9 protein-coding genes are annotated in these 13,691 nt (G+C 34.6%); 8 read left to right on the forward strand and 1 reads right to left on the reverse strand.

Going from position 1 to position 13,691, the window contains the following annotated elements; all coding sequences use genetic code 11:
- The first annotated feature begins 129 nt into the window (after window positions 1-129).
- Entirely contained in the window at window positions 130-1,086 is a 957-nt protein-coding gene (locus ACM0OY_RS01040; protein WP_414567043.1) for a hypothetical protein, read from the forward strand.
- A 216-nt stretch (window positions 1,087-1,302) separates the two neighbouring features.
- On the opposite strand, the gene ACM0OY_RS01045 is transcribed toward ACM0OY_RS01040, so the two are convergent.
- Window positions 1,303-2,688, reverse strand: a complete 1,386-nt coding sequence (locus tag ACM0OY_RS01045) for a hypothetical protein (RefSeq protein ID WP_414567044.1) — start codon at window positions 2,686-2,688, stop codon at window positions 1,303-1,305.
- Window positions 2,689-3,297: 609 nt separating this feature from the next.
- On the opposite strand from ACM0OY_RS01045, the gene ACM0OY_RS01050 reads away from it, so the two are divergent.
- The 7 genes from ACM0OY_RS01050 (at window position 3,298) to ACM0OY_RS01080 (ending at window position 13,610) form a co-directional block, all read left to right on the forward strand.
- Window positions 3,298-3,777: a hypothetical protein gene (locus ACM0OY_RS01050; protein WP_414567045.1), complete on the forward strand. Its 480-nt coding sequence runs from the start codon at window positions 3,298-3,300 to the stop codon at window positions 3,775-3,777.
- On the forward strand, window positions 3,777-5,285 hold the full coding sequence (locus ACM0OY_RS01055) for a tubulin-like doman-containing protein (RefSeq protein WP_414567046.1): 1,509 nt from the start codon (window positions 3,777-3,779) through the stop codon (window positions 5,283-5,285). The genes ACM0OY_RS01050 and ACM0OY_RS01055 overlap by 1 nt, the downstream gene beginning before the upstream one ends.
- A gap of 3 nt (window positions 5,286-5,288) precedes the next feature.
- A complete protein-coding gene (locus ACM0OY_RS01060) occupies window positions 5,289-8,519 on the forward strand; it encodes a hypothetical protein (protein ID WP_414567047.1) in 3,231 nt (1,076 codons plus the stop codon).
- 439 nt (window positions 8,520-8,958) lie between these two features.
- Window positions 8,959-10,041: a hypothetical protein gene (locus ACM0OY_RS01065; RefSeq protein WP_414567048.1), complete on the forward strand. Its 1,083-nt coding sequence runs from the start codon at window positions 8,959-8,961 to the stop codon at window positions 10,039-10,041.
- 20 nt (window positions 10,042-10,061) lie between these two features.
- Window positions 10,062-11,501: a hypothetical protein gene (locus ACM0OY_RS01070; RefSeq protein ID WP_414567049.1), complete on the forward strand. Its 1,440-nt coding sequence runs from the start codon at window positions 10,062-10,064 to the stop codon at window positions 11,499-11,501.
- Window positions 11,502-11,579: 78 nt separating this feature from the next.
- Window positions 11,580-12,896 carry a hypothetical protein gene (locus ACM0OY_RS01075; protein ID WP_414567050.1) on the forward strand — a complete coding sequence of 439 codons (1,317 nt, stop codon included), beginning with the start codon at window positions 11,580-11,582 and terminating at the stop codon, window positions 12,894-12,896.
- 96 nt (window positions 12,897-12,992) lie between these two features.
- Window positions 12,993-13,610 carry a hypothetical protein gene (locus ACM0OY_RS01080; protein WP_414567051.1) on the forward strand — a complete coding sequence of 206 codons (618 nt, stop codon included), beginning with the start codon at window positions 12,993-12,995 and terminating at the stop codon, window positions 13,608-13,610.
- Window positions 13,611-13,691: the final 81 nt, after the last annotated feature.

A 13,691-nucleotide genomic window follows, 5' to 3' on the forward strand; every position in this document is an offset into this window, starting at 1 on the left:
TAATGGTGATAAAGTCTCCTTGCCAAAGTCAAAAGGAGGCTTTATTTTATGATTTTATTTGGCAACTGATGTTTTTACTCGTAAAATCGAAGACAAGGTAAAGGTCAGTAGTAAAGAGTCCCTAAATTAATGAATTCGTCAATAACTCAGGGTGCAAGAGCTATCAGTAAACCCCAGATGATAGACCGAATAAACGATATCGCTTGGCAAGCCCACCAGGGTAGCGTTGCAGCGATTATTCAGCTATTGAACGAAAAACTGGCTAAGTCAGGCGTTAGAACCAGAGCCATTTTTTCTGATGGTGTCTTACAACTTTTATGTGAAGCGGCTAAGGTAGAGCAACTTGAGCAATCTCCCCTAGTAGAGCAAATCCAGGAAATTCTGGAATCCATTGCACCACGTAATATCCGCAGAGTCAATATCAACAGTAGAATAGTTCGGGAACAGCAATTACTTTGGTTAAAGGAAATATCTAGCGATCGCGAAAATCAAGTGCTGTGGTCACAGGAAGTTGCATTAACTCAACCTCATGTTATAAAGCAACTAATTAATGATTTCACGCAAGCCCAAGCCGAACTAGGAAAACCAAGTTTTTCAAGAACTCCAGTTTCTCGTTCTTTAGTACTGGTTAATAAAGAAAAACACAACAATAAACGTAAAAAAAGGGTATTAGCAGCGGTTAGTCTGTCTTCTTTGTTGTTGCTTGGTTGGGTTGTATATGCCACATTAGGTAATAAAATAAAAAACCTGATCCAACCAGACACTTCCAGATCTTTAACAACACAAAGTGCTAAAGAAAATAAAATTCAAACACCACTCATTACTGCTAATAATAGTATTTCTGAATCATCTGACGATCCATTTGGAACAGCTGTGCGAATTGCTAACCAAGCTTCTGCATCTGGTAAAGTCGCCACAACTTCAACTCAGTGGTTAGAGATAGCTGCTAGATGGCAACGGGCTTCAGATTTAATGAGTACGGTATCAAAAAACCACAACCGTTATCAGGAAGCTCAGATTCGCACTCAACTATATAAAAAATATAGTGAGGCAGCACAAAAAGAAGCATATAAGAGTAAATCTTAGTAGAACTTTGTGTGAACTCCTAGCGTTTCTAAATCCTCCAAAGAGCAAAGTCAGCATCAAAAAGTGCAGAGTATTGCCAAATTTGATTAGCTATTTTATAGCCTTTTTCATCTATAGTTTAACGAGGATTTATCGCTTTATAGTACAAGAACACTATTGTTACTATATCAAAGAAAATGCTCTTGAATAAAATGATTGCTTTTATGGGTACTTATCTTAATTTTTCTGAATTGTGTAGCAGAAACGACCTATAATTGGTTGTTCTGTTTCCATTATTTCTGTTGTCAAAGTTTTTAGTCCGCGCAAGAAATTAGATAAGTTATGAGTTTTGGAACCATCATTCTGAGCATCTCTACCAGCAGTCCAACTCCACTTATCCCACCATTCTTGCTCTTGCAAATCTTTAGCTAGAGCATCAACAGTGAAATAGTAAATTCCAGGTTTTTGAACACTTTTTGGGTTAATATTGGCTGTAAAATTTAATTTTTTATTATCAACTTTCCAATCGTCAAGCTGTAGTAACGATTTTGCTTCATCACTAGTTTGTTTTTGATTTAAACTCTCAACTTTAACATGAGTTTGAATAGTTTTATCATCTATAGGTAATGAATCATTTAAAGGTACAAAGTCAACACTATAGGGAATAGATAATGTTTGGGAAGAATTACTGGTTATGTTCCAAAGCTTAATGGGGGAATTGTCTTTTATTTGTACTGCTACTTTGCCATCATTTAGAGACTTTGTTTGTCTCAAACTTTCTTTGACTTCTCTTGTTAATTCCAGCTTAGATGTAGCTAAAGATGATAAATTAGAAACTAAATTAGTTGGAGAAAAAATCACCGACTTAGTTTCATCAAAAATATCTTTCCCATTGTTTTTGAGTTTATCTATATAGTAAACAATATCATCATAAGGACCCATAATAAGTATATAAAAAGGACGAAACCTCTCTAGAGGTTTGCCTTGAGTATCATAAATAAATTGTTCTTGATTATTTCCTAAAACATATACTTTGCCGTTAAATTCACTCTTAAATGCCAAAATACCGACTGCATATCCTTTTCTTTCTTTGTTTAAATAAGTTTCTTGTATTTTTTTATTTAGGCTAGTAACATCAGCTTCGTTTTGATACAAATCAGTTACTAAAACAAAAAGCTTATCTTCTTTTTCTGGAGGTATGATCGCTGAGTCAAGTCCACTTGATACAGGAGGAAAATTAGTAGAATTCCTACCATCATAAAATTCTGTTTGTTGTGCTTTTTTGAACTCTGAAATTGTTAGTTTTTGGTTGTTGTTTCCAGAACGGAAGTATTTAACAGTTGTCTGAGGACGAGATTTGACTAATGAAAAGGTATCGTAGAGTAAGTCTAGAGCTTTAACATATCTACTATTACTATTTGTTACATAACCCAACATCGAGCCGGAGCCATCTACATGAACAGAGATACTAATTTTATCTGATTTGGGATGACTACTTTTTTCCAGAGATAAATCGCAGAGCAAATCATTTTTCGTTTTTGGTCCTGGGGAAAAAATTAATACTCCCGCGCCCAATAAGAAAATACTAGAGATGACTACTAAGAATACTGTTTTTTGATTCATTTTATACCTTATTACGAAAAAAATAACTAAAAATACTTACAAAAAACAGTTGTATATTATAGTTATGTATATATGTGTATTATACAATGCAATAAAATCACATAAATTTATGGTAGTATTTGAGTATATACTGAGATTACTAGGATATGCAGTATCTCATAATTATTAAATAATAACCAACATCTTGGCTAAAATTAGAGGTTTAAGGCTAAATAAAAAGCTAAATTCCTTGGAATGTAAGGGTTTTAAGGTTTGGAATTGGATTTTAAACCCATAGCCAGAAACGCCGTTTGTGCGGGCTTTCTAAAAAATTGACTGCGGTATCGATTGCGATCGCCTATTCTTTGAGATCGAAAGCTCTATGGTAAATTTATGTTTATTATAAAGTTAAACTGGTTGTAAGTGTATTTTGATTAAGTATAAATTAAGTGTATAAATCAGATTTTAATCCGGAAGTATATTGACATCATCATAAATAACTTGGATGGAAATCAATAAATACTGAAGTTCATTTAAATCTTTGTATACATATATTACGATAGTGAGAAAAAATAGTTAAAATTAGTACTACTAATTGTAAGTGTTCTGTAGTTTTTGAGTTGAGGAGCGATGATGAGAGTAAGTGAAATCACTCGTATCGTTGTTTTAACAGTTACTGTGGCTTTAATGATGTTTGTGCTGCAACCTCTGCCTTATATCAGAGGACTGATCTCCCTATCAGACGTTACTGAACCTGAATCTTGGGTCAGTGAATATTACATGAAGGGAGCCGCGATTGTATTTTTTGCCTCTACAATCGCAACTGTTATCTGGCTGGTATTTGCAGCAACTAGTAAAGGTCACAAGGGGCATGAAGTTAATAGATCGCTACCAATTTGGTGGATTATTGGACTTATCCCTCTTATTGGTATTGGTTTTGCCATAGGTCCTTATAAAGGAAGTAACGATGCACTTCTATCATTAACTTTTTTCTATATTATTGATGTCTTGATTCTATATTGGCTGACTACAGCTACAAGTACGCCGGGAAGCTTAATGTATATTCCCCCATTCTCATACATAATGCGGGATTTGATAGGAGATAAGTAATGGGGATTTATGTTATTGGGATTGGTGGAACTGGAGCAAAATGTGTTGAATCAGTTGCACAACTGGCAGGGATAGGTTTGTTTACAGAACAGCCAATTAAAGTTTTGTTTATTGATGCGGATGAAACTAATGGCAACTTAGAAAGAGCGAGAAATTGTCTGACCTATTATCAAGAAGCCTATCAGTTAATTTCAGTTGGGGATAAAAAAGAATTTCCTTGGATGAAAACTCAGATTGAGTCTTTTAATCTGTGGTCGCCTTTTGCCCAGCAATCGATGAACAAAGAACTGAAAACATTTTTTAATTACAATACAATCAAACAAAATCAACCCACTTTAGGAAGTTTATTTGATGTACTTTATACAAAAGAAGAAAGAGAAGTCAGTTTAGATATCGGTTTTCGCGGCAGACCAGCAATTGGTTCAGCGGTCATGAGCCAGGTTGATTTAGATAAATTGGATAAAGAACCTTGGGGAAGCTTAATTAAACAAATTCAAGGAGATATTAGTAGCGGTAAAAAACCTAAAGTATTTTTATGTGGTTCTATTTTTGGAGGAACAGGAGCTTCTGGTTTACCAACGATCGCCCGCTTAATTGATAATAAACTAAAAAGAATTAATGTCCGCGATCGCCTCGAAATAGGCTGCTTGTTTGTCCTACCTTATTTTGGCTTTTCGCCCCCAGCAGGGGAAGACCCAGATGGTATATATGCCCGTTCCGAGCAGTTTTTACTAAATACGGAAGCTGCCTTGAGATACTATGTCACACAAGGGCAAGAAATATTTGACGCTGTTTATTTACTCGGCAATGAAAATTTTTCCCAAGTCCAGTTTAGCATTGGCAAAAATAGTCAACGCAATCAACCACACTTTATTGAATTGTATGCAGGTTTAGCTGCACGACACTTTTTATTAACTCCCCCTAAGGAAAAGGGAGCAGTCGTATTAATCAGCCGCGAACATAAAGATAAACTGACTTGGCAAGATATTTCAGATACAGATGAAGTCAAACAAAAACTAGTCAACGCCACTCGATTTGCCTATGTTTGGCTAGCCGAAATTGCATCAGAACTTACCAATGCTAGAAAACAGGGAGCAGACAGATTTGGTAGATTAGCTCCTTGGCTGACTCGATTTTATCGTACTAACAACAGTCAAACTAATCTGCCTGATTTTTCGGAAGCAAAAGAGCAAGATGCAATACAAACAATTAATCGATGGTGTCAAGAATATTTGCGTTGGTTAGCAGCTATTCATCAATGTGAGTTTGAACAAGTAGAACTTTTTAATGCAGATATCTTTTCTCATCTGGACAACCAATTAAAGTCAGAAGAACAAAATAATCTGGTGATTGGCGATAACAGAGATAGAACTAGAAAAGCACAGGATACTCCTAAAAGATTAAAAGAGCGATTAAATCCTAACCAAATAACACCACCCAACCAAGGCACAGTCGGGCTGGCAAAAGCTGTATATCTGGAATTAAGTAATCTTTGGGGAACAAATTAAATTATGACTTTTTTGATATTGCCAAAATTAAAGAACGATAGTGACGTTAGACCCAGCGATAAGGTCGGTAAATGGGATGCACAACCCCCAAAAGCTTTTCAGGATGTAGCTTCCAGCCTAAATTACAAATCTCCAGGACGAGTTAAAAGTGTTAGTTCAGTGCCTACGATGTGGGCACGCCCAATGTCGATGGAGATGGCTTTACATAACAAAGCCTATCCCATCCGCGAGCAAATGATTGAACAATGGCGGGGAATGTTAGCAGCGATCGCCCTAGCCGAAGTGCGAAGATTACCATTAACAGCAAAGTTAGTTGACTTGGCTGAGTTGAGACATAAAGAAGCCTTTGCCCGTTCTTTGTATGAATTATTGCCCGATCCTGTTTATACTCTCTATACCTTAGATGGGAAAAATCCCTGGCAAGATATTTATGTTTTCTCGTGGGATGAAAATCCTGTAGGAATTACGACACCAAGTACCCTAGTAGTTCCTTCTGAAGAAGGGAAATGGGTTGGTTTACCTTGGTGGAATCGTCGGGATTGTCGTTTGGAATCACCCAATAATCATCTTAATGTTAGTGAAAAAGCATTGCTGTGGCGTTGGTTAGATAATCTTCGCAACGAATTACACAACCATAAAGGTGAGACAGAAGCAATTGATATGATTGGTGGATTGCTCGATGAATTTCGAGATAGCTTGGGAACTTACAAAGAGCAACAACTTACTTTAACCACTAATCCTCAGTTTTTTGGAGTCCAAATTAATAAAGGTGTATTGACTGCTATCAATTCCCCAGTCAAAGCACAGCCAAAAGCATCTTGCGTGCGTTTAGTTCCCAGTCCAGAAAAAGGTAGAGTTACACCAGAACTATTAATTATTGACCCAGAGATTGCCAAAGCTTGGGGCGAAGTACCGCAAAATATTTGGATATATGAAGACCAAACTTTAGCAGCATTAAATATAGATGATTTGCAGACAGGAAAAATTCTTTGGAGAAATGTCGAATGGAAGGAATCTAAAGATTTATTTTTGCCAGAATTAACTTTCATTGACTTACCAGATGCCCTACCTGGAGCAGTATTTCCCAATGGGACGCAAATAAATTTTAACGGTCAAACAGTTACACCTCTAATTCCTCTTGATCCCATACTGCTTAAGTATTTAACCCCGGAAGATTTAATCAAGAAAGTTGAATTTCAATCTATTAATGGCGGCGATGGTCCCGTAGTGCGGATAATTCTTGACCTACCTCTTTCTGGTGTGAAAAATAATGACAAACAGCCTCAAAACTATCGCATTTACAAAGATTATCCTTTAAAAGAAGAGAATGCTTTACGGGAAGTACCCGTCTTAGAAGTATGGCCTCATTTCCGAGTAGAAGGATGGAAAGAATATTATGCTTTCTACTATGATGGTGAATTTGGAGAAGAAACTTTTCAAGTAAGTTTACCCGATGCTCAAGAACCGCATATTTTCCAAGATGGTTTAGGTTCCTATCAAATAGCTCGTTTGGAAGAATTTCCTTCATATATCCTTTGTCAAAATAGTGCCAGAAACATTATCGGTTTAATGTTGCTCAAAACACCTGAAAAAATTCAACCAACCGGAAAATGGAAAGTAGGTGTAGATTTTGGCACATCTTTCAGCAACGTTTATATCAATCGCAACGGGACAGTAGAACCATTACCTCTACAAAATCTCCACCTAAAAGTTACAGATGTTCAAGCAGACACTCGTAACCCTGTATTATTTGAATACTTTATTCCAGAAAGTTTTATTCCAGCAGAAAAACCTCTACCTCTATCAAGTGTGTTAACAAAGAGAGGAAGTAAAACTGGTGTTGATGTAGGCAAAGAACGTCCAATTTACGATGGTCGAATTTACATTCCAGACTTCAGTAAATTTAAACCAGAAGAAGACTGGATAGAAACTGATCTCAAGTGGAAAAATCTAACTTTAAATCGACTTTTTCTCAAGCACTTAGCTTTACATATCACCGCTTTAGCAGCTAAAAAAGGAGTTTCTCAAATTAATTGGTCTCTGTCATATCCATCTGCTTTTTCTAAAAATGATACGACAAGATACACTCAAAATTGGCACGATTTAACAGCAGAGTTACAAGCTAAAACAGGTATTAAACATTTTAGCCCTGAGTTAGACAACTTAGAACATTTGCGGACAGAAAGTCTGGCTCTTGCTCAGTATTTTGCCGATCAAGAAGACTATAACTTAGTCAATGCCACATGTATTGACTTGGGTGGAGGAACTTCAGACATTTCGATTTGGCAAAACAATAATTTAATTCATCAATGCTCAATTCAGTTGGCAGGTCGGGATTTATTTTCGCAATTTTTAGAATTAAATCCTAAGTTCTTAGAACAAAGATTAGAGATTAAACAAGGGGATTGGCAAGGATTAGAGCAAGGGAACTTTAATGCCAAACTAGATGTATTCATGCGTTGGGAAAGTGAAAAATGGCTGAAGACTAAAAGATCATTTGTCGAAGAAGAAGCTGATTTTCAAGGATTACTCAGATTAATAGCAATGGGATTTGCCGGATTGTACTACTACGTCGGTACAATCTTGGGAGTTCTCTACGACGAAAAAAAATACTCCATAAACGAAATTACCCCAGTTTATATCGGTGGAAATGGCTCCCGATTGTTGCATTGGTTAGCAATTGGAGGTCGATTTGACCGCCATTCAGAGGTTAATCAGCTACTCAGTCGGATGTTGAGTCAAGGTTCTAGCTTCCCCGATACCGAAGAAATTACACGCTTGAGTACAAAACCAAAAGACGAAGTAGCTTGCGGTTTGGTACGAGAACGCACAAAATTGCAAGGCTTGACAAGGAAAACTAAAGACCCAATAATTTCTGGGGAAGATTGTGAAGTTAACGGTCAGCCAATTAGTTGGAAAGAACGCTTAGAGCTAGACGGGAATATTGAAAAATTCCATGTTCCTGAAGAAATGTTACAGCTAAGAAACTTTCTCGATCAATTTAACCTAGCGTTGAAAGAATTAGAAGTTGATGGACTTACACCTTTACCTGGTTATCAGCCAAGTCAAGGTATAGAAGCAAATCAAAGACTTTGGCGGGATACGTACAAAGAACTCACAAGGGTGACGTTAGAAATTAAGGGGGATGCCAAAAATATTCGTCCAGAACCACCTTTTATCTTAGGGCTAAAAGCTTTGATGCGTGTTTTAGGTAAGGAATGGGCTGGTAAATAATAAAACTAAGCGATTTTACTTGGATGACATCGCCTATGCTCATAGCATAAGGTGATGTCAAAAATAGCAAAGAGTAGGTTGATACTAAGTTAGGTGGAAAAATGTATAGTAGCGTGACAAGACTAAAATGGTGTATCAGCGTAGGTTGGGTTGAGCAACGCGAAACCCAACATGGATAAAAGTGTTGGGTTTTCTTACGTCAACCCAACCTACAATTTTTTTGCAACAATTTAGTCTTGCCATGTCAATAGGGTGTAATTGGGAATAGCTCGGAAGCAATTTCAAATTTCCAGAATTTGTCTAGTTTAAGTTGCTTCTATTTGTTCGCATTGTTACGTTTATTTATTTCCATCGCCTTTAATGTTAGTTTAGCTGAATAAAAAGTTCAGGGATAACGTCTAGTACTTAATTTGGATTTCACAGAGGCTAAGTAGGAATTATGCCTAATTGTCCAATTTGCCAAACAGAATACGTTGAAAATCATGAGGAATGCTCGATTTGTGCATGGGATTTAACAATTACTTTGCAAAATATTAGTCCGATTCCATCGGGTTTTGGACCAAACTCTGAGGGTTCGCAAAAGATATTACATTCCATACAAAAAGTGTGGAATAAAGCTCAAACTTCAACTAACTTACCTTGTGCAGCAAGTAAATCAGAAGAACTTGAAAGTTTTCAGCTAGCAAAACAAGATTTAGAAGAAAATAAGAAGTTGGTTTCAAAGCTGAAATCTCAGTTAGAAGAAGTAACTAAACAGCGTGATGACTTACAAAAAAAATTAGAACAATTTCAAGGTAAAGATGCACAAAATCTTATCTTTGAGAGGGTAAGAAATCTTACAGAACGGGTTTATAAATTAGAAATATCAGATAAAGAGAATATTCATAAATTTCAAACAATAGAAAAAAACGTTGGGGATATTCAAAAAAACCTTGTATTTTTTGAAGATATTGATACTGAAAATCTAAAAGAATTGCCTCTAAAAATTTCTCACATAGAAACAGATATTCAAGAAATTAGAGAAAAAATTGCATCGTTAGAATCTATAAATCCGAGAGCAAAAGCTAATTCTTCTTCAGAAGAAGATAGCCAGAAGTCTTCATCTGAACTAAAGGCAGCATCTTCTCAAGAAACGAAAATATCATTAACTATAGAGGAGAATGAAATTATAAAAGGATATAACACTTATCAACAGAATGTACCACCACCAAATGCAATAGAAGTTAATGCCACCGAGGACAGCATCAATAATAATCGCCTTACAGGACAGAATATATTATTAACAAAAATTACCAGAGGTAACTATTGGATAGTTAATCAAGGAGGTTTTAATTATTTAGTCCCTAAAAAAAATCTGATAATTAATCAACACAGCTATAGCACAGCCGAGGCATTGTTTGAATGTTGGAAATACCAACCAGGAGATTCCAGAAAATTTCAATTGCTAAAACCTGCCAAAGTATTTGAACTACCCGAAGGTGAAAAATGGCGGCTTGATAACAAGGGCATACTTGAATTTTAATCAGATATAGGAGGTCAGTTATGATATGGAAAAATATTTACGCAAAAACCTTACTGGCTTTCTTTGTATGTCTAACGCCTGTTTCGTTGGCAGGTTGTAATCAAGCGCCAATAAATAATGATAGTTACAACGACAATTCAAATCAACAGGCAGACGTTCAAAATAATATAAATACAGAAATTGATGAATTAGATAAATCGATAGATATTTTGATTCGAGAAATACAAGCACAGAAAGACGAAGATAAGGAGTCATTTAAACTTGATAATCTTCAAAACATTCAACAGAAAATACAAAAAATATCTACAGAGATTCAAAACATTCGTCAAGCACCATCTGTAAAATTACCTGAAAATAGTGAGAAATTACTAAATAATATTGAGGAAAGAATTGAAAATATTAAAAAAATAATTGAACCATTAATTAATGGATTAAATCAAGAATCAGTCGGACTATTACAAGAAAATCTGGGAATTTTTAAAGCTACTGATAAAAACAATCAGTATTATGGCAAACTAGGCAAGCAAACTAAAAGTAAAATATCAGCTTATCTTACTGAAAATAAAAATAATTTAATCCAGGATATTGACAGGCTACTTGGTAATGATATTAATTCTCAAGTTAGAAGTTTGAATCAGCAAGTAAAAGAACTTAAAGAGCAATTTAAAAATAATAATAAACCTGGTTTTCTTGAATGGATATCTGTATCGTCTTTATTAATTGTTGTTATTTTGTTAACAAAAAATAGATTAAAAAATAGTAAAAATGAAGAAAAAAGTAATAAAACCTCAAATACTCCTCCTGATAGTTCGAGTCTTCATCAAAGTGAAAGATCTAATGATGAAAGTTCAATTAATAATAGAAATTATGTTGAGTATCAAGGATTGTATTCTCAGATTATTCAATTAGAAAAAAAAATAAATAAGCTCCAACAAATCATAACAGATATTTTACAAGTTCAAGAAAGTACCGACATTAATAAAACTTTTGAAAAAACAGTTCATCCTTCACAGGAATCTAGACAGCAAAACCAGCAAGTATCAAATCAATTTTTACAAGACTCTATTGAACAACCTGGTAATTTACAAATCTCTGCACCTAATTTGTTGGTAGCTTATAATAAGGATCCAGGTTCTTTGTATTCAAAAGCTACAGAAGTAAATGTTACCGAAGAAAGTATTGACGAGAATCGCTTAGGTAGTGGTCATAAAGCCATTTTGGAAGCAAAAAAAGCAGGTAGTTATTGGATACTAAAAGAGGGAAAAACTGACTACCTTGTACCCAAAAAACATCTCACATTTAATCAGCATCAATATAAAACGGCGCAAGCTTTATTTCAGTGTCAGGGATATCAGCCTTCCTTTAGACAAAAATTCCGCGTGCTAAAACCAGCAAGAGTGACTTCTATTTCTGGAGACAAGTGGCAACTAGAAGAGATGGGTAGTCTAGAATTTTATTAGTTTTTTCAAAAGTTTATCAGCTAAAAATTAAAATAAATATTTTCAAAACCTAAAGTTAATAACAGCTTAATAGCGCTTATGCCTAACTGTCCAGTTTGCAATACTGAATATCTTGAGAAATATCTAAAATCTTGTCCTAACTGTGGCTGGAATTTAATGTTTAAACAGCGAGCAACACAGTTAAATTTACAAAACCAAGTCCTCCAAGGTCACGAAAATCAAAATGAATATATTCATCTTTCTTTAGAAAAAAGATTGGAGACTATTGAATTCCATTTAAAATTGTTGACAGATAATCTTCAAAAGAATTTAGCACAGCACAACAATACAACATCCGATAGTAATAAAAACTTACAAAATTACGTAAATAGAAAAGAACCTCAAAAAGAATTTCAAAAATCAGCAACAGATATTTTACTTAGCATTGCCGAAGCTCAATTAGTAGGAAAATATAATCAAAATCCACAAAAAATATTCACAAAAGCTATAGAAGTTATAGTCAGTGAGAGTAGTCTAAGTCAAAATAATCAAGCAGTAATTTTTGAAATCTCCCGAAGAGGAAACTATTGGGTAATAAATTTAGAAGATACAAATTACTTAGTACCTAAAAACAATTTTAGACTGAACCAATTTAACTACCATTCTTTTACAAAAATATTTCAATGTTATGGTTATAAATCCGGAGAAACCAGCCACTTTTTATTACTAAAACCAGCTATAATATCACCTCTATCTATGGGCAAAACCTGGGAGCTTCGAGCGATAGGTGTACTTCAATTTGATTATTGGGAAAATGATGAAATATCTGTTAGCAGTAAAATACCTTCTTCGACTTTTGAAGAAAAAGAAATATTTCAAAAACAGTCACAAATATCAACCAACGAACAAAAATCTAGTGATTTAGAACAGTCAAAAAAATCAGAATCAATATCTCAATCAATAGATAAAAAATCAATACTACCTGATACACAAATATCAGAAAATCAATCTTTGCCAATCGACGATAATATATATTTAAATCAACAGGAAGCTGATATATTAATTATTTATAACAGAGACCCAGGTTCTTTGTCTTCAAAGACTATAGAAGTCATTGTTACCGAAGAAAGTATTGACGAACTTCGCTTAGGTAGTGGTCAAAAAATTATTTTTGAAACAAAAAAAGCAGGTGCTTATTGGATATTAAAACAAAAAAATATTCACTACCTTGTCCCCAAAAAGCATTTCGCATTTAATCAGCATCAATATAAAACGGCGCAAGCCTTATTTCAGTGTCAGGGATATCAGCCTTCCTCTAGACAAAAATTCTGGGTGATAAAAGCAGCAAGAGTAACTTCTATTTATGGAGACAAGTGGCAGCTAGAAGAGAAGGGCATTATAGAATTTGTTAATTGATTTGAAAATGAATATTTTTAAAAATCTCAAGTTAATAGTAACATAACGGTTATATCTAAATACCCAATTTACGATACTAAATAACTATATTATGGTATGGAAAGCACAAAATATTCTCTTGAAATATATGAACAAGAACTGATAGCAATTTATAATAAATTGCCTCATGTTTTGGCACGAAGAATTATTAAAGTTTCTATTATAGAAGAACAAACGCAGCTTCAATCAAATGAAGTAGAAAATCAACTTTTTTTGCAAGAAACAAATAATGGAAATTACTGGATAGTGCCAACGGAGGATAAAATATATTGGTTATTACCTAAAGATAAACTAAAAATCAATTCTTTTTTAAATATAGATAAACTGAAACTTTTATTTGATTGTATAGGCTCACAAACAGAGGATACAAGAGATTTTATTCTAATAAAACCAGCCAAAGTGTCTCAAACACCTGACGGAAGGTATTGGAAAATTGAACAACGAGGAGTTCTAGAATTTGCGAATAATTCTGCATCATCGCAATTGGAATCAGAACTAGAACAAACAAAAAATAAATATGAGCAACTCCAGCATCAGTTTGATAATTTAACAATTGAGCGTAATCAACTTCAGTCTCAAGTCGCAGAGTTAGCAAACACAGCTATTGGACAGCCGAGGCATTGTTTGAATGTAGGGAATACCAACAAGGACGTTCTCAAAAATTTAGATTGCTAAAACCTGCCAAAGTATTTGAACTACCCGAAGGTGAAAAATGGCGGCTTGATAACAAAGGCATACTTGAATTGTACTAAGTTT

Source organism: Nostoc sp. CCY 9925 (assembly GCF_963920935.1).
In the GTDB taxonomy this organism is placed as follows: Bacteria; Cyanobacteriota; Cyanobacteriia; order Cyanobacteriales; family Nostocaceae; genus Nostoc.